The organism is Nocardiopsis coralli (assembly GCF_014892575.1).
Taxonomy (GTDB): Bacteria; Actinomycetota; Actinomycetes; order Streptosporangiales; family Streptosporangiaceae; genus Nocardiopsis; species Nocardiopsis coralli.
In genome coordinates this window covers 127187-144343 of the sequence record NZ_JADBGI010000014.1, presented here as the reverse complement: position 1 = coordinate 144343, position 17157 = coordinate 127187, and the positions used below count along the sequence as shown (strand labels likewise).

General features: G+C 69.0%; 15 protein-coding genes and 3 tRNA genes. 16 read left to right on the top strand and 2 right to left on the bottom strand.

The features are described 5' to 3' along the window. The first annotated feature begins 1 nt into the window (after position 1). From IDM40_RS17055 to IDM40_RS17020, 8 genes are all read left to right on the top strand, one after another. Complete coding sequence (locus tag IDM40_RS17055; RefSeq protein ID WP_193122998.1) at positions 2-2098, top strand: AAA family ATPase; 2097 nt, start codon at positions 2-4, stop codon at positions 2096-2098. A gap of 254 nt (positions 2099-2352) precedes the next feature. Further along, a tRNA-Thr gene (locus IDM40_RS17050) sits at positions 2353-2428 on the top strand. A 100-nt stretch (positions 2429-2528) separates the two neighbouring features. After that, positions 2529-2601: transfer RNA gene (locus tag IDM40_RS17045), tRNA-Met, on the top strand. 109 nt (positions 2602-2710) lie between these two features. Next, on the top strand, positions 2711-2875 hold the full coding sequence (rpmG, locus tag IDM40_RS17040) for a 50S ribosomal protein L33 (protein ID WP_193122997.1): 165 nt from the start codon (positions 2711-2713) through the stop codon (positions 2873-2875). A 147-nt stretch (positions 2876-3022) separates the two neighbouring features. Continuing rightward, a complete protein-coding gene (locus tag IDM40_RS17035) occupies positions 3023-3466 on the top strand; it encodes a MaoC family dehydratase N-terminal domain-containing protein (protein ID WP_193123032.1) in 444 nt (147 codons plus the stop codon). Between the two features lie 44 nt (positions 3467-3510). Beyond that, positions 3511-3939, top strand: a complete 429-nt coding sequence (locus IDM40_RS17030) for a MaoC family dehydratase (protein ID WP_193122996.1) — start codon at positions 3511-3513, stop codon at positions 3937-3939. 23 nt (positions 3940-3962) lie between these two features. After that, the gene (locus IDM40_RS17025) at positions 3963-5048 is read left to right on the top strand and encodes a UDP-N-acetylmuramate dehydrogenase (RefSeq protein WP_193122995.1); all 1086 of its coding nucleotides are present in this window, start codon (positions 3963-3965) and stop codon (positions 5046-5048) included. A 351-nt stretch (positions 5049-5399) separates the two neighbouring features. Further along, positions 5400-5990, top strand: a complete 591-nt coding sequence (locus IDM40_RS17020) for a TMEM165/GDT1 family protein (protein ID WP_193122994.1) — start codon at positions 5400-5402, stop codon at positions 5988-5990. Between the two features lie 12 nt (positions 5991-6002). On the opposite strand, the gene IDM40_RS17015 is transcribed toward IDM40_RS17020, so the two are convergent. Beyond that, on the bottom strand, positions 6003-7040 hold the full coding sequence (locus IDM40_RS17015) for an adenosine deaminase (RefSeq protein WP_193122993.1): 1038 nt from the start codon (positions 7038-7040) through the stop codon (positions 6003-6005). 112 nt (positions 7041-7152) lie between these two features. Then, a complete protein-coding gene (locus tag IDM40_RS17010) occupies positions 7153-8361 on the bottom strand; it encodes a pyridoxal phosphate-dependent aminotransferase (RefSeq protein WP_193122992.1) in 1209 nt (402 codons plus the stop codon). 224 nt (positions 8362-8585) lie between these two features. Between IDM40_RS17010 and IDM40_RS17005 the strand changes: the two genes are divergently transcribed. The 8 genes from IDM40_RS17005 to rpoB all read left to right on the top strand — a co-directional run bounded on the left by IDM40_RS17005 (position 8586) and on the right by rpoB (position 17131). After that, positions 8586-8658, top strand: a tRNA-Trp gene (locus tag IDM40_RS17005). Positions 8659-8758: 100 nt separating this feature from the next. Further along, positions 8759-9016 carry a preprotein translocase subunit SecE gene (gene secE, locus IDM40_RS17000; protein ID WP_193122991.1) on the top strand — a complete coding sequence of 86 codons (258 nt, stop codon included), beginning with the start codon at positions 8759-8761 and terminating at the stop codon, positions 9014-9016. A gap of 152 nt (positions 9017-9168) precedes the next feature. Next, entirely contained in the window at positions 9169-9987 is an 819-nt protein-coding gene (gene nusG, locus IDM40_RS16995) for a transcription termination/antitermination protein NusG (RefSeq protein WP_193122990.1), read from the top strand. A 263-nt stretch (positions 9988-10250) separates the two neighbouring features. Continuing rightward, entirely contained in the window at positions 10251-10682 is a 432-nt protein-coding gene (gene rplK, locus IDM40_RS16990) for a 50S ribosomal protein L11 (protein WP_193122989.1), read from the top strand. A 118-nt stretch (positions 10683-10800) separates the two neighbouring features. After that, positions 10801-11478, top strand: a complete 678-nt coding sequence (gene rplA, locus IDM40_RS16985) for a 50S ribosomal protein L1 (protein ID WP_193122988.1) — start codon at positions 10801-10803, stop codon at positions 11476-11478. A gap of 417 nt (positions 11479-11895) precedes the next feature. Continuing rightward, positions 11896-12423: a 50S ribosomal protein L10 gene (rplJ, locus tag IDM40_RS16980; RefSeq protein ID WP_193122987.1), complete on the top strand. Its 528-nt coding sequence runs from the start codon at positions 11896-11898 to the stop codon at positions 12421-12423. A gap of 94 nt (positions 12424-12517) precedes the next feature. Further along, positions 12518-12907, top strand: coding sequence for a 50S ribosomal protein L7/L12 (rplL, locus tag IDM40_RS16975; RefSeq protein WP_193122986.1), 390 nt, complete (start codon positions 12518-12520; stop codon positions 12905-12907). 756 nt (positions 12908-13663) lie between these two features. Then, positions 13664-17131, top strand: a complete 3468-nt coding sequence (rpoB, locus tag IDM40_RS16970; RefSeq protein ID WP_193122985.1) for a DNA-directed RNA polymerase subunit beta — start codon at positions 13664-13666, stop codon at positions 17129-17131. Positions 17132-17157: the final 26 nt, after the last annotated feature.

Here is a 17157-nt window from a genome sequence, read left to right as displayed (position 1 = left end):
GGTGGCGCAGGTGGCTCGGAAGCCCGAGACGTTCGACCGGGACGGACAGGACGGCGACGGGACCCCGCCGGTCGAGGACCCCACCGTGGAGGTGCTGCTGTCGGCGCTGGAGCGGTCGGGGCTGTCCCGCCGCACACGCGACTGGGTACGGGCGGCGCTGTGGGGCGACGAAGCCGTCTCCGCGGTCCTCGACGGCCGCGAGATGCCCGAGCCCGCACCTGGATCCGGGGCTCGGCAACAGGGCGGGGCCCCGCCCTCGCAGCTGACCGGGATCCGTGTCCAGGGCTTCCGCGGGATCGGCCGTCCCGCGGAGCTCACCTTCCCCACCGGCCCCGGCCTCCACGTGATCGTGGGGCGCAACGGATCGGGCAAGTCCAGCTTCGCCGAGGCGGCCGAAGCGGCGCTGACCGGGCGCAACCCGCGCTGGGACGCGATGCCGACCGGGTGGCGCGACGGATGGCGCAACCTGCACTTCGACGACCGCACCGAGGCCAGCGTCGACATCCACTTCGCCGGCGACAGCGCACCCACCCGCATCACCCGCCGGTGGACCGGCGAGAGCGTGCGGTCGGCCCGAGGGGAGGTCGTGCGCCCCGACGGCGAGGTCTCCCGCCTGCGCTCCCTCGACTGGGGCGAGGACCTGGTGCGCTACCGTCCCTTCCTCTCCTACGACGAACTGGGGCGCACGGTCACCGGCCGCGCCGCCGAGCTCTACGACACCCTCACCGCGCTCCTGGGCCTGACCGACCTCGCCGAGGCCGAACGCCGCCTCGCCCGGGTCTGCGACGGGCTCGCCAAGCGCCGCGACCGGCCCTCCCGCGACCTCCGGGTACTCCTGGAGGCCCTGCGCACCTCCGACGACCCCCGCGCCGAGCGGGCCGTGTCCCTGCTCACCGCCCCGCAGTTCGACCTCGCCGAACTGCGCCGTATCGCCGCCGACGACGGCCCGGCGGACCCGGCCCAGCACGTGGTCCTGCGCCGGCTGCGCCGCCTCAGCGTCCCCGAACGGGTCGTGATCGCCGACGTGGTCAACGAACTGCGCGGGGCCTCCATGGAGCTGGCCATGGCCGCCGGCACCAAGGGCGACCACGCGTACGGCGTCGTCCACCTGCTCGAACAGGCCCTGGAACACCACGAACGCCACCCCACCGAGACCACCTGCCCCACGTGCTCGGCGAGCGGGGCCCTCGGCCCGGACTGGGTGCGCAAGGCCAAGGCCCAGGTGCGGGCCCTGCGCCCCCAGGCCGCCACCGCCGAGGCCGCACACGAGCGGGCCTCGGCCGCCCGCGACCAGGCCCGGTTCCTGCTCTCGCCGATGCCGTCCTGGCTGCCGGCCGACAGCGAGCTCGGCCAGGTGTGGGCGTTGTGGGAGTCCGGCAACACCATCACCGACCTCGCCGAGCTCGCCGAGCACATCGAGGCGGTCGGACGGCAACTGCGCACCGCCGCGATCAGTGCGCGCCGCGACGCGGGGGAACGACTGGAGGACCCCACCGGGGGCTGGGCCGAGCTCGCCGAACGCCTCTCCGAGTGGCTGGAGGACGCCGAGGACGCCATCGGGGCGAGGGAGACCCTGGGTCCGGCGGAGGAGGCCCTCGAGTGGCTGTCCGAGCGCGCACGCGAGTTGCGCGCCGAACGCCTCGGCCCGGTCGCCGCCCAGGCCGAACAGGTCTGGTACCGCCTGCGGCAGGAACGCCACATCGACCTGCAGGGCATGCGCCTCATCGGCCGCGGGGTCCGGCGCCGGGTCGAGGTCGACGTCGCGGTGGACGGGGTCGAGGACCAGACGAGCGCGCCCGGGCTGCTGAGCCAGGGCGAGTTCCAGGCGCTGGCGCTGTCGATCTGCCTGCCGCGCGCCCTGGTGGAGGGCAACCCGTTCGGGTTCCTCGTGCTGGACGACCCCGTGCAGGCGATGGACACCGAGACGGTGGAAGGGCTGGCCTCGGTCCTGGCGGACGCGGGCCGGTACCGGCAGCTGATCGTCTTCACCCACGACACCCGGCTGCCGGACGCCATGCAGAGGCTGGGGCTGCCCGCCTCGATCCGCACCATCAACCGGGACGCCATGTCCAACGTGTGGCTCGACGAGGGGCGCTGAGGGGCCGTGAGCCGTCCCGGGCGCGCGGCCTGGGTCACATTCGGGGCTTTTCAGGTGCCCCGCGGGCGGCCTCAGGAGACCCCGAAAACCGCTATGATCAGGGCTTTCATGCCTCCCGGGGCGGTCGCGGCACAGGATCTCCCCGGGGTGGGCGCCAACCGATTTGGCAGACCACCCCCTGAGACCTGTATAGTTCTAATCAGCGCAAGGGGGCAACGCCCCCGGGGCGGACGAGAGGAAGCCCCATTCAGCGCGCCCCTTTAGCTCAGTCGGCAGAGCGTCTCCATGGTAAGGAGAAGGTCTACGGTTCGATTCCGTAAAGGGGCTCCACCACTTGATGAGGTCCGATCCACTCAGGTGGGTGGTCGGCGCAAGCCGTCGACCGATCCGGGGAGGGTCCGAATCCAGGTCCCGAACCCCGTGAGATCGGGGCGGGGTAGCTCAGTCGGTAGAGCAAGCGGCTCATAATCGCTGTGTCGTCGGTTCAAGTCCGGCCCCCGCTACGAACCTGCCGACCCCTGGAACTGCCGAAGAACACCAGGGGTCTTCGCGGGTGCTCTGCAGTGTTCCACTGCGTGTTAGTCATGTTTCCAGCGAGAAAGGCACTCCGAAGTGGCTGCCACCGACGTGAGGCCGAAGATCACCCTGGCCTGCCAGGAGTGCAAGCACCGTAACTACATCACGCGCAAGAACCGTCGGAACACCCCCGACCGGCTCTCGATCAGCAAGTTCTGCCCGAACTGCCGCAAGCACAACGAGCACCGCGAGACCCGCTAGGTCGTGCGAGTGCCGCGTGTGAAGCGCGGTCGGGAGGCGGGTCCGCACACCACGGACTTCGCCTAGACTTCCAGCCCGGTGAGCGAGACGCTCACCGGGCTGTTTCGTGCGTGCCGGGCGTTGGCACCGACCCAGGAGAGGGAGACCGTGGCGATCAACCCTGACCACCTCGGCCGGGAGTACCCCGCACCCGAGGCCTACGAGGTCACCCGGGGCAAGATCCGGGAGTTCGCCGAGGCGATCAACGACCCCAACCCCGCCTACGTCGACCGGGAGTCGGCGCGCACGCTGGGGTACGCCGACGTGGTCGCCCCGCCGACCTTCCCGGTGATCCTCGGCATGGCCGGCTCAGCGCAGGCCGTCGCCGACCCCGACCTGGGCGTGGACTTCTCCCGCGTGGTCCACGGCGACCAGCGGTTCCATTACTCGCGCCCCCTGCTCGCCGGGGACGTGCTCTCCAGCGTCACGCGCATCACCGGCATCAAGACCCTGGGCGGCAACGACCTGCTGACCCTGGAGACCGAGGCCTCGGACCGGAGCGGCGAGCACGTGGTCACCGCCACGATGATGCTCGTCGTGCGCGGAGCATGAACCGGCCGTACCACCGTCCCCAGCGATTCGTGAGGAAGACCAGCGTGAGCAGGCTGCGCCACGCCGACGTCGAGGTCGGCACCGAGATCCCTGAACAGACCTTCCCGGTCCGCCGCCTGGACCTCGTCCGCTACGCGGGCGCCTCGGGGGACTTCAACCCCATCCACTGGAACGAGCGCTTCGCCAAGTCCGTCGGCCTGCCCGACGTGATCGCGCACGGCATGTTCACCATGGCCGAGGCCGCGCGGGTGCTCACCGACTGGACCGGGGACCCGGGCTGCCTCATCGACTACTCGGTGCGGTTCTCGGCCCCGGTGGTCGTTCCGGACGACGACGAGGGCGCCGAGATCACGGTGGACGGCAAGGTCAAGTCCAAGAACGACGACGGGACCGTGAACGTGCTCCTGACCGCCCGCTCCGGCGGCGCGAAGGTCCTCGTGCAGTCCAAGGCCCTGGTCCGGCTCGCGTCCTGACAGTTTCGACAGAGGTGGTTGAGGTGTCCACGTTCGACGACCGGCCCGTGCTGGCCGACTACACCACGCTCGGCCTGGGCGGGCCCGCCAAGACCTTCCTGCGGGCCGGCACGACCGAGGAGCTCGTCGCCGCCGTGCGTGCGGCCGACGAGGCCGGTGAGCCCGTGTTGATCCTCGGCGGGGGCAGCAACCTCGTCGTGGCCGACTCCGGGTTCCCCGGCACTGTGGTCCACGCGGACACCCGGGGTGTTGAGTTCGAGGAGGCCGGAACCGACCCGGAGACCGGCGAGCCGGTGGTGCTGCTGCGCGCCCAGGCCGGGGTCGAGTGGGACCCGCTGGTCGAGCAGGTCGTCGCCGAGGGCCTCAGCGGTCTGGAGTTCCTGAGCGGGATCCCCGGGCGGGTGGGTTCCACGCCGATCCAGAACGTGGGCGCCTACGGCCAGGACGTGAGCCAGACCGTGCGCGAGGTGCTGGTGCACGACCGGCGTACGGGCGAGCTGCGCACCATGACCAACGCCGAGTGCGGCTTCACCTACCGCGACAGCGTCTTCAAGGGCGATCCCCGGTACCTGGTGTGCGAGGTCGTCTTCGCGCTGCACCGTTCCGAGCTGAGCCGTCCGGTCGCCTACGCCGAGGTCGCCCGCACCATGGGCGTGGACGCCGGTGAGCGGGTGCCGCTGGAGCGCGCCCGCGAGACCGTCCTGGGCCTGCGGCGCGGCAAGGGCATGGTCGTCGAGGCGGGCGACCCCGACACCCGCAGCGCCGGTTCGTTCTTCACCAACCCCGTGGTGTCGGAGGAGATCTTCGAGGCTGTGCGCGATCGTGCCGCCGAGCGCCTGGGTCCGGACGTGCCGGTCCCGGGGCACCCGGACGGCCACGGCGGTATCAAGCTCTCCGCCGCCTGGCTCATCGACAAGGCCGGGTTCGCCAAGGGGTACGGCGACGGTCCCGCCCGCATCTCCGGCAAGCACACTCTGGCCCTGACCAACCCCGGCGGGGCCTCCACCGAGGACCTGCTCGCCCTGGCGCGCGAGGTGCGGGCCGGGGTCGAGGCGGCCTTCGGGGTCCGCCTGGTGAACGAACCCGTCATGGTGGGTGTCTCGCTCTAGCGGCGGCACCTGACGCGACGGACACCACAACCTTTCCACGCCGCACCCAATTCTCGAGTTGGGTGCGGCGAACTTTTTTATTCGACCCTCTTGCCGAGACAATTCGATGTGGCCATGAATTGCCCTTTCCCGCGGTATTGCCATAAAGTGGCGAGCACCGAAGGGGAGTAGACCTCAATCCGCGTGATCGACACACCGGCCTGCTGAAGCAAGGAGAGCGGCCCGGTCGCGCGAGCCCTCGCCCGGCGAGGCAGGGCGGACGAGACCTTCGGCCCGGCGCATGTACGGCGCCCGGGTCGAAGAGGCGTCCGCGCCGTCTCTCGCCCCGCCGTGAATCGATCGAGGGGAAGAATGACAGCGTTCATGACCGGGCTCGTGGTGAGTACCATCGCCATTTTTGTCGCAGAAATGGGCGACAAGACACAATTGGTCGCGATGTCCCTCGCCACGCGTTATCGAGTTCTCACGGTGCTCCTCGGGATCACCGCCGCGACCGCCGTGGTGCATCTGGGGAGCGTCTTCATCGCCGAGGTCCTGGGGGCGGCGATCCCCACCGATTGGCTCACCTTCGCTGCCGGCCTCGCGTTCCTGTGCTTCGGCGCCTGGACCCTGCGCGGCGACGAGATGAACGACAAGGACGAGGAACGCGCCGCCTCCCGCCGCATCCGATCGGGGTTCATGACGGTCGCCCTCGTCTTCTTCGTCGCCGAGCTCGGAGACAAGACCATGCTCGCCACCATCACCGTTGGCACGCAGCACCACTGGTTCCCGGTGTGGATCGGTTCCACCATCGGCATGGTCGCCGCCGACGCGATCGCCATCGCCATCGGGGCGGCCCTCGGCAAGAAGCTGCCGGAGAAGGCGATCCGCATCGGCGCCGCCGTGCTCTTCTTCGTCGCCGGTGCCGTCATGCTCGCCCAGGGCGCCTTCGCCCTGCTCTGACCCGGCCGGAGCTCAGCCCGGTTCCGTGGCGAGCCAGCCGTCCACACCGGCCAGCAGGTCCTTCTTGAGCCAGTCCGGCGCCCCCGACCCCCGGATCGACATCCGCGCGAGCTCGGCCAGCTCCGCGTCGGTGAACCCGAAGACCGAACGCACGATCTCGTACTGCTCCACCAGGCGCGGCCCGAACAGCAGGGGGTCGTCCGTGCCCAGCGCGATCGGCGCGCCCGCGTCGTAGAGGCGCCGCAGCGGCAGCTGTTCGAGCTCGTCGACCACACCCAGGCCCACGTTCGAGGTCGGGCAGACCTCGAGTGTGACCTCCTGGGTGGCGATGCGCTCCAACAGGTACGGGTCCTCGACCGCGCGCACCCCGTGCCCCACGCGGTCCGCGCCGAGCTCGTCGAGGCACTCGCGCACGCTGCGGGGGCCGCCCAACTCCCCGCCGTGCGGGGCAGAGATCAGGCCGGCGCGCTTGGCGATGCGGAAGGCCCCCTCGAACTCGCGGGCCCGCCCCCGGCGCTCGTCGTTGTTGAGGCCGAAGGCGACCACGCCCCGCCCCGCGTACTGGCGGGCCAGGCGGGCCAGGACCTTCGCGTCCAGGGGGTGCTTGGTGCGGTTGGCGGCCACCATCAGGCCGATGTGCACGCCGGTGTCCCGGTGGGCGGCCGCGGCGGCGTCGAGCATCAGCTCCAGCGTGGCGGTCAGCCCGTCGAACAGGGACGCGTAGCCGCCCGGGTCGACCTGGATCTCGAGCCATCCGGAACCGGCGGCACGTTCGTCCTCGGCGGCCTCGCGCAGCAGCCGGTGGAGGTCCTCGGGGGTGCGCAGCGCCGACCGCGCGATGTCGTACAGGCGCTGGAAGCGGAACCAACCCCGCTCGTCCGTGGCGCGCAGTTTCGGCGGCCACTGTTCGGCCAGCGAGTGCGGCAGGTGCACGCCGTTCTTGTCGGCGAGCTCGACCAGCGTCTCGTGGCGCATCGAACCGGTGAAGTGCAGGTGCAGGTGTGCTTTGGGCAGCCGCTCCAATCGGCGGGCGGTGGTCGGTGTCTCCATGCACCAAGCCTGCCGTATGTGGGAGGCCCGAGGGGACCGAAAACGACGAACGCGCCCCGGCGGAACCGGGACGCGTCCGTGTGTGTGCCGGGGCTCGGGCCCCTGAGCGGGACTACTTCGCCTCGGCGAGCAGCTTCTGGATCCGGCTCACGCCTTCGGTGAGGTCCTCGTCACTGAGGGCGTAGGACAGGCGCAGGTACCCGGGGGTACCGAAGGCCTCGCCCGGAACGACCGCCACCTCGGCCTCCTCGAGGATGAGCTCGGCCAGTTCGGTGGAGGTCTGCGGGGTACGGCTGCGCACGCTCTTGCCGAGCACGCCCTTGACCGACGGGTAGGCGTAGAACGCACCCTGCGGCTCGGGGCAGACGACACCGTCGATCTCGTTGAGCATCTGCACGATGGTGCGGCGACGGCGGTCGAAGGACTCCCGCATCTTCTCGACGGCGGTGAGGTCCCCGGCCACTGCGGCGATCGCGGCGGCCTGCGAGACGTTGGCCACGTTGGACGTGGCGTGCGACTGCAGGTTGCTCGCGGCCTTGATGACGTCCTTGGGGCCGATGATCCAGCCCACGCGCCAACCGGTCATGGCGTAGGTCTTGGCCACGCCGTTGACCACGAGGGTGCGGTCGGCGATCTGCGGTACCTCGACGGGCAGCGAGGAGAACTCGGTGTCGCCGTAGACCAGGTGCTCGTAGATCTCGTCGGTGAGCACCCACAGGCCGTGCTGGTCGGCCCACTCGCCGATGGCGCGGACCTGCTCGCGCGGGTAGACCGCGCCGGTCGGGTTGTTGGGGGAGACGAAGACCAGGACCTTGGTCTTGTCGGTGCGCGCCGCCTCGAGCTGCTCCACCGAGGCCATGTAGCCGGTGCTCTCGTCGGTGGTGACGAAGACGGGGGTGCCGCCCGCGAGCTTGATGGACTCGGGGTAGGTGGTCCAGTACGGGGCCACGACGATGACCTCGTCGCCCGGGTCCACGATCGCGGCGAAGGCCTCGTAGATGGCCTGCTTGCCGCCGTTGGTGACGAGGATCTGCGCGGGGTCGACCTCGTACCCGGAGTCGCGGAGGGTCTTCTCGGCGATCGCCTTCTTCAGCTCGGGCTGCCCGCCGGCGGGGGAGTACCGGTGGTTCTTCGGCTGACGGGCGGCCTCGACAGCGGCCTCGACGATGTAGTCGGGGGTCGGGAAGTCCGGCTCCCCGGCGCCGAAGCCGATGACGGGGCGGCCCTCGGCCTTCATCGCCTTGGCCTTGGCGTCGACGGCCAGGGTCGCCGATTCGGAGATGGCGCTGATACGTGCGGAGATACGCGGTCGTTCAGTCATGCCCTCCAGTTTGTCATGTGCACGGAGAGCCCGGTCGGGCGGGAAGGGCTCGTGACCGGGGCCGGAGTGCTCCACGTGCGTGCCCGCGGGCGCAGGCGGTTTGGCCTCAGGCAGACACAGGGCATACACTCGACCCCGTCGGAAGGTCCCGGCGCTGTGTGGCACACGTAACGGTGTGCGACCCCCGTCAGGACCAGCTATGGTGGGGCGCAGTTTCCCTCCCAAGGGCAGTGGCTCAATTGGCAGAGCACCGGTCTCCAAAACCGGCGGTTGGGGGTTCGAGTCCCTCCTGCCCTGCAAGTACTCGCGCGGTCGGGCGGCGTCTACTGGCGCCGTTCGGCCGGCCGGGACGAACTCACCGGGATTTTCAGCGGCCCGCGACCCTAAGGACCCTCAGGTGACTCAGACTGACGCCGACGCCAAGCCCGACGAGGAGCGGCCGCGTCGCACTGGTCCGGTGACCTTCACCAAGCAGGTCGTCGGCGAGCTGCGCAAGGTCCGCTGGCCCACGCGCCGCGAACTGGTCACCTACACCATCGTCGTCATGGTCTTCGTGGTGATGGTCCTGGCCTACGTCTCTCTCCTGGACTTCGCCTTCGGTGAAGCCATCACGTGGCTCTACGGCACCTTCGGCGCCGGCGCCGCCTCCGCCTGACCCGGAGCACCCGCTCCGACGATTCGCCGCATCTCACACGAGCGTGCTGGTCCCGTGCTGCCCGCGGAGACCTTAAGCTGTCAGGACTGGGTTACGAGGCGCGCTTGGCGTGCGTCGGCCCGCACAGCGATCCGACGAGAGAAAGAGCAGCCGTGTCCGAGTCCCCACTGACCTCTGACGACTTCCCCGAAGAGGAGCCGGATCAGTCGTCGGCGGAAGAGACCGGCCAGGCGGGCGAGCCGACGGAGGACGCGGTCGAGTCGACCGAGGCCGACAGCCCGGAACTGAGCGGTGCCGCCGAGGACATCGAGACCGAGGCCGAGGAGAACGCGGAGCCCGAGCTCCCGCGCCTCGACCCTGTCGAGGAGTTCAAGACCGAACTCATGCTTCTCCCCGGCGACTGGTACGTCGTGCACACCTACGCGGGCTACGAGAAGCGGGTCAAGGCCAACGTCGAGAGCCGCACCCAGTCCCTGAACATGGAAGAGTTCATCTTCGGTGTCGAGGTGCCCGAGCACGAGGTCACCGAGGTCAAGAGCGGTAAGCGCCAGCAGGTCACCGAGAAGGTTCTGCCCGGTTACGTGCTCGTCCGCATGGACCTCACCGACGAGTCCTGGTCGGCCATCCGCAACACCCCGGGCGTGACCGGGTTCGTGGGCCTGTCCAACAAGCCCGCCCCGCTCAGCCTGACCGAGGTCGCCAAGCTCCTGGCCCCCGAGCCGGAGGAGGAGCCGGAGCAGGCCCAGCAGGCCGGCGCCCCGGCCGCTGCCGGCGGTGGCGGCGGCGAGGCCCGTGCCGACGTGGCCTACGAGGTCGGCGAGTCCGTCACCGTCATGGAGGGGCCGTTCGCGACCCTTCCGGCGACGGTCAGCGAGATCAACGCCGACACCCAGAAGCTCAAGGTCCTGGTGTCGATCTTCGGCCGCGAGACGCCGGTCGAGCTCTCGTTCAACCAGGTCTCCAAGATCTGATCCCGTCCGGCGTCTCGCCGGACCCGACCCGGGCCACTCCCCGGGCGGCATAGACTGGGTGGGTCCATCCTCGGATGGGCCCACCGGCGTGTGCCCGTACTGTCGGCCGCGCCAGGCCCGCCCGGTCCCGGTGGGCCGAGGCCCGAGACCCCGTCTCCGGGCCGACCACCCCTTCGGCGCGCGGCGCCCCGCGGCTCCCGGCCGCCCGGTGCCGTCGAGGGGACGGGACCGACACACACCGCACATCAGGCAAAGGACCCGATATGCCTCCGAAGAAGAAGAAACTGGCAGCACTCGTCAAGGTGCAGCTCCCCGCCGGTCAGGCCACGCCGGCCCCGCCCGTCGGTACCGCTCTCGGTCCGCACGGCGTCAACATCATGGACTTCTGCAAGCAGTACAACGCTGCCACGGAAGCCCAGCGCGGGAACGTCATCCCCGTAGAGATCTCCATCTACGAGGACCGCTCCTTCAGCTTCGTCACCAAGACGCCGCCGGCGCCCAAGCTGATCCTGAAGGCCGCGGGTGTCGACAAGGCCGCGACCGACCCCGGGCGTACCACGGCCGCCACGATCACCGCCGACCAGGTGCGTGAGATCGCGCAGACCAAGCTGCCCGACCTCAACACCGACGACATCGAGGCCGCCGCCAAGATCGTCGAGGGCACCGCCCGCTCCATGGGCATCGTGATCAAGTAACTCCCCCTCGGGTGGCTCCGGTGCATCTCCACCGGGGCGACGGACGCACCGCGTCCGAACCGACCGTGGCAGGGCCAGGCGCTGGCCCGGTGACCACACGTCCGCATAGGAGACAAGCGTGAAGCGCAGCAAGAACCACCGCAAAGCCAGCGAGCTGGTGGACCGTGACCGGCTCTACAGCCCCGCCGAGGCCGTGAAGCTGGCCAAGGACACCAACGCAGCCAAGTTCGACCCGACCGTCGAGGTCGCCCTGCGCCTGGGTGTCGACCCGCGCAAGGCGGACCAGATGGTCCGTGGCACCGTGAACCTGCCGCACGGCACCGGTAAGACCGCTCGGGTCCTGGTCTTCGCGACCGGTGAGCGTGCCGAGCAGGCTCGCGCCGCTGGCGCCGACTACGTCGGCGACGACGACCTCGTCCAGGAGGTCCAGAACGGCTTCCTCGACTTCGACGCCGTCGTGGCCACCCCGGACCTCATGGGCAAGGTCGGCCGCCTGGGCCGCGTGCTCGGTCCGCGTGGCCTGATGCCGAACCCGAAGACCGGCACCGTCACGCCCGACGTGACCAAGGCCGTCACCGACATCAAGGGCGGCAAGATCGAGTTCCGCGTGGACCGTCACGGGAACCTGCACTTCATCATCGGCAAGGGCTCCTTCGACGACGCCAAGCTGGTGGAGAACTACCAGGCCGCGATGGACGAGGTGAACCGCCTCAAGCCGTCCGCCGCCAAGGGCCGCTACATCAAGAAGGGCTCCCTCACCACGACGATGGGTCCCTCCATCCCGCTCGAGTTCTGAGACTCCCGGGATCCGCGGCCCTGAGGCCGCAGCTGTGACGCAGAGGGCCCCGGTCGCTTCCGTTCGGAAGAGGCCGGGGCCCTCTCGTATGTGGCACGCGCGACCCTGTGACCGTGCCGGGGCCGTGCGATGCACCCCCGGGAGTGGGGTACCGTTGGATATTGCCGAAGACCGCTGGTCGTCGCCCTCAGGGGCGGCCTAAGGACCCGTCGAAGATGGGCGCCCGCGCAGGTGTCACTCAGAGCTTTCCCGTCCGGGGTGCCCACGTGTACCCGAGAAGGACGAGGTCGTGCCCCGTGCGCCTGGCGCTCGGGGCTTTTTCTCGTGCTGACGCCGATCGCGACGAGTCCGTGGGAGACAGCTGGTGTCGGCAGCTCCGCCGTCGGGCGGGGTGACGACAATGTTGGAAGGAGTCCCATGGCGAGGCCGGACAAGGCAGCCGCGGTCGCCGAGCTCGCGGACGAGTTCCGTGAGGCCAACGGCACCGTGCTGACCGAATACCGGGGGCTCTCCGTGGCGGCGCTCAACGAGCTCCGCCGTGGCCTCGGTCAGAACGCGCGATTCCGCATCGTGAAGAACACCCTGACCAAGATCGCGATCAAGGACGCGGGCATCGACGAAGAGGTCTCCGACCTCCTCGAGGGCCCCGTCGCGGTCGCTTTCGTCCACGGCGACGTGGTCGAGACGGCCAAGGGTCTGCGTGACTTCTCGAAGCAGAACTCCGCCCTGGTGATCAAGGGCGGCGTCATCGACGGCAAGACGATGGACGCCGCGCAGGTCACCAAGCTGGCCGACCTGGAGTCCCGCGAGGTGCTTCTCTCGAAGATGGCCGGTGCGCTCAAGGCCAAGCAGGGCCAGGCCGCCGCCGTCTTCCAGGCTCTTCCCCTCAAGGCCGCGCGTCTCGCGAAGGCCCTCGAGGAGAAGAAGACCGAGGAAGCCGCCTAGAACCCCCTGAACCACGGCGGGCGGCCGCCCGCCGAAGGCTCGCACGCAGCGCCCGATCGGTGCGCGTGTCCTGTAGAGAAAGAGAGATCGCACCATGGCGAAGCTCAGCAACGAGGACCTGCTTGCTGCGTTCGAGGAGATGACCCTCCTCGAGCTCTCCGAGTTCGTGAAGCTCTTCGAGGAGAAGTTCGACGTCGAGGCCGCCGCTCCGGCCGCCGCTGTCGTCGCCGCCCCCGCCGGCGGTGCCGGCGACGCCGCCGCCGAGGAGGAGAAGGACGAGTTCGACGTCGTCCTCGAGTCCGCCGGCGACAAGAAGATCCAGGTCATCAAGGAGGTCCGCGGCCTCACGAGCCTGGGTCTCAAGGAGGCCAAGGACCTCGTCGACAACGCTCCGAAGCCGCTCCTCGAGGGCGTCAACAAGGAGAACGCGGACAAGGCCAAGGAGGCCCTCGAGGGCGCCGGCGCCACCGTCACCCTCAAGTAGTATCCCGCGGGCCGCACAGGCCCGCAGGTCTGCTCTCACGCGGCCGTCCTTCCTTTCCCGGAGGGGCGGCCGCGTTCGTGTGCGCACAGGCGGCTCAGCGGCGCAGAGGAGCCTTCGCGTTCGAGGGTCGCCCGTCCCCGCCCGATCCGGGCCGTGCAGCACCTCTGCGGGGCCTTGCGTCCCCTATGTCGCGAACGCCGCCGTGTCCGTGGCCGTGCGGTGGTTCGGATGTGCCAAGCTTGGTCGGGTCGGTCCGCCAGAGGCGGTGGGGAGCGCATGTGCGAACTGTCCCTTGGACGCGATAATCTCCCGTCCCGGGATTCTTGACGGGGTCCGGGCGGAGTGTTTACCCGTTGCACACAGGGGAACCCTTCGGGATGTCCGTTGGCTCACCAGATCCCCCAGGGGCCAGGGGCAGGCGCGCTCGTCCACCCACGGGGAACACGACGGGAGAGCACCCTCGGGCAGGGTGTTCGGGGTTGACGGATCGCCCTCGCCGGGCGATCCTGCCGGTGTCGTGAGTGGTGCTGTGGACCGTGAGTGGACAGCGGTGTGGTGTTCGGCTACACTGCTCTTTTGCGCTGCCCTTTGGTGATCCCTGTGTTGGTGAACGTTTGCCGCCATCCGTAGTAGAAACCGGAACTCGGTAGGCCGTTCCCACTCGATGCGACCGTCTCGACCTCGTGACGGTCCTTCTCGTGACGGATCGTCTGGCGTGCGCGCTTCAACCGCCACAAGCCTTCGGAAGGACCCCTGTTGGCAGCCTCGCGCAACGCCTCCGCTAACGCCCTTGGTCCGCACCGCGTTTCCTTCGCCCGCATCCCGGAACCACTCGAGGTCCCGAACCTTCTCGCCCTTCAGACCGAGTCCTTCGACTGGCTCCTGGGCAACGAGAAGTGGCAGGCCCGGCTGGAGGCGGCCCGGAACGCCGGTCGTAAGGACGTTACGGAGCAGTCCGGTCTCGAAGAGATCTTCGAGGAGATCAGTCCGATCGAGGACTTCTCGGGCACGATGTCGCTGTCGTTCCGCGACCATCGGTTCGAGCCGCCCAAGTACTCCGAAGAGGAGTGCAAGGACAAGGACATGACCTTCTCCGCCCCGATGTTCGTCACGGCGGAGTTCATCAACAACGACACCGGTGAGATCAAGAGCCAGACGGTGTTCATGGGCGACTTCCCGCTCATGACCCAAAAGGGCACCTTCATCATCAACGGCACCGAGCGCGTCGTCGTGTCCCAGCTGGTTCGCTCCCCGGGCGTGTACTTCGACACGTCGGTCGACAAGACCTCGGACAAGGACCTGTTCGGCTGCAAGGTCATCCCGTCCCGCGGTGCATGGCTTGAGTTCGAGGTCGACAAGCGCGACTTCGTGGGTGTGCGCATCGACCGCAAGCGCAAGCAGGGCGTCACCGTCCTGCTCAAGGCGCTGGGTTGGACCACCGACCAGATCCTCGAGCGGTTCGGCCAGTACGAGTCCATCCGCAACACGCTGGAGAAGGACCCGACCGCCGGCACCGACGACGCGCTGCTGGACATCTACCGCAAGCTGCGTCCCGGCGAGCCGCCGACGAAGGAATCGGCGCAGACGCTTCTGGAGAACCTCTACTTCAACCCGAAGCGTTACGACCTCGCCAAGGTCGGCCGGTACAAGATCAACAAGAAGCTCGGCCTCGACACCGACTACACGCAGGGCACGCTGACCGAGGACGACATCGTCAACACGATCGACTACCTCGTCCGCCTGCACGCCGGTGAGACCGAGAAGGAGACGCCTCTCGGTGAGCGGATCATCGAGACCGACGACATCGACCACTTCGGCAACCGCCGTCTGCGCACCGTCGGCGAGCTCATCCAGAACCAGGTCCGCCTGGGTCTGGCCCGCATGGAGCGTGTGGTCCGCGAGCGGATGACGACCCAGGACGTCGAGGCGATCACGCCGCAGACCCTGATCAACATCCGTCCGGTCGTGGCCTCCATCAAGGAGTTCTTCGGCACCTCGCAGCTGTCCCAGTTCATGGACCAGACCAACCCGCTCGCGGGCATGACCCACAAGCGCCGCCTGTCGGCGCTGGGCCCGGGCGGTCTGTCCCGTGAGCGCGCCGGCTTCGAGGTCCGTGACGTGCACCCCTCGCACTACGGACGCATGTGCCCGATCGAGACCCCTGAGGGTCCCAACATCGGTCTGATCGGTTCGCTGGCCGCCTACGGCCGGGTGAACTCCTTCGGGTTCGTCGAGACCCCGTACCGCAAGGTCGTCGACGGTCGCATCACCGACCAGGTCGACTACCTCACCGCGGACGAGGAGGACCGCTTCGTCATCGCGCAGGCGAACACGCCGATGAACGACGACGGCACCTTCGCCGAGGCCGGCATCCTCGTGCGCCGCCGCGGCGGTGAGTTCGAGGCCGTCAGCACCGACGAGGTCGACTACATGGACGTGTCGCCGCGCCAGATGGTGTCGGTCGCCACCGCCATGATCCCGTTCCTCGAGCACGACGACGCCAACCGTGCGCTCATGGGTTCCAACATGCAGCGCCAGGCCGTGCCGCTGCTGCGCGCCGAGTCCCCGTTCGTCGGTACCGGCATGGAGTACCGTGCCGCCACCGACGCCGGCGAGGTCGTGCTCGCGGAGAAGGCCGGTGTGGTCGAGGACGTCACCGCCGACTACGTCACCGTGATGGCCGACGACGGCACGCGCAAGACGTACCGCATGGGCAAGTTCCAGCGCTCCAACCAGGGCACCTGCTTCAACCAGCGCCCGATCGTCCACGAGGGCGCCCGGGTCGAGGAGCGCGAGGTCCTGGCCGACGGTCCGTCCACGGACCACGGCGAGATGTCGCTGGGCAAGAACCTCCTCGTGGCCTACATGTCGTGGGAGGGCCACAACTACGAGGACGCCATCATCCTCTCCCAGCGCCTGGTGCAGGACGACGTCCTCTCCTCGATCCACATCGAGGAGCACGAGGTCGACGCCCGTGACACCAAGCTGGGCCCGGAGGAGATCACGCGCGAGATCCCCAACGTCAGCGAGGAGGTCCTGGCCGACCTCGACGACCGGGGCATCATCCGTATCGGCGCCGAGGTCGTCGACGGCGACATCCTCGTCGGCAAGGTCACGCCCAAGGGCGAGACCGAGCTGACCCCCGAGGAGCGCCTGCTGCGCGCGATCTTCGGTGAGAAGGCCCGCGAGGTCCGCGACACCTCCCTGAAGGTGCCGCACGGCGAGACCGGCAAGGTCATCGGTGTGCGCGTGTTCAGCCGCGAGGACGGCGACGAGCTCGCCCCCGGCGTGAACGAGATGGTCCGCGTCTACGTGGCCCAGAAGCGCAAGATCACCGACGGCGACAAGCTCGCCGGCCGCCACGGCAACAAGGGCGTCATCGCCAAGATCCTCCCGCAGGAGGACATGCCGTTCCTGGAGGACGGCACCCCGATCGACATCATCCTCAACCCGCTGGGTGTGCCCGGCCGCATGAACGTCGGCCAGGTGCTGGAGGTCCATCTGGGGTGGTTGGCCAAGAACGGGTGGAACGTCCAAGGGTTGGACGAGGACTGGAAGAAGTCACTGGACGAGATCGGGGCCTCGCACGCCGAGCCCGACTCCCGCGTGGCCACCCCGGTCTTCGACGGCCTGCGCGGCGACGAGCTGAGCGGCATCATCCAGTCGGTCAACCCGAACCAGGACGGCAACCACCTCATCAACGAGGACGGCAAGGCCCTGCTGTTCGACGGCCGCACCGGTGAGCCCTTCGCCGAGCCGATCTCCGTCGGTTACAAGTACATCCTGAAGCTCCACCACCTGGTGGACGACAAGATCCACGCCCGCTCCACCGGGCCGTACTCGATGATCACCCAGCAGCCGCTGGGCGGTAAGGCTCAGTTCGGTGGCCAGCGCTTCGGTGAGATGGAGGTCTGGGCCCTGGAGGCCTACGGCGCCGCCTACGCGCTCCAGGAGCTCCTGACCATCAAGTCCGACGACGTCGTGGGTCGCGTCAAGGTCTACGAGGCCATCGTCAAGGGCGAGAACATCCCTGAGCCGGGCATCCCTGAGTCCTTCAAGGTGCTCATCAAGGAGATGCAGTCGCTCTGTCTGAACGTGGAGGTGCTGTCCAGTGACGGTATGTCCATCGAGATGCGGGACAGTGACGAGGACGTCTTCCGCGCGGCGGAAGAACTGGGAATCGACCTGGGTCGGCGCGAGCCGAGCAGCGTCGAAGAGGTCTAACTTCCGCATTCTTCGAGAGCAGAGGA

Bases quoted from the DNA above. Each gene is read 5' to 3' on its own strand.
- IDM40_RS17020 (WP_193122994.1), top strand. From the start codon at position 5,400: ATGACAGCGTTCATGACCGGGCTCGTGGTGAGTACCATCGCCATTTTT.
- IDM40_RS17015 (WP_193122993.1), bottom strand. From the start codon at position 7,040: ATGGAGACACCGACCACCGCCCGCCGATTGGAGCGGCTGCCCAAAGCA.
- IDM40_RS17010 (WP_193122992.1), bottom strand. From the start codon at position 8,361: ATGACTGAACGACCGCGTATCTCCGCACGTATCAGCGCCATCTCCGAA.
- rplK (WP_193122989.1), top strand. From the start codon at position 10,251: ATGCCTCCGAAGAAGAAGAAACTGGCAGCACTCGTCAAGGTGCAGCTC.
- rplJ (WP_193122987.1), top strand. From the start codon at position 11,896: ATGGCGAGGCCGGACAAGGCAGCCGCGGTCGCCGAGCTCGCGGACGAG.
- rplL (WP_193122986.1), top strand. From the start codon at position 12,518: ATGGCGAAGCTCAGCAACGAGGACCTGCTTGCTGCGTTCGAGGAGATG.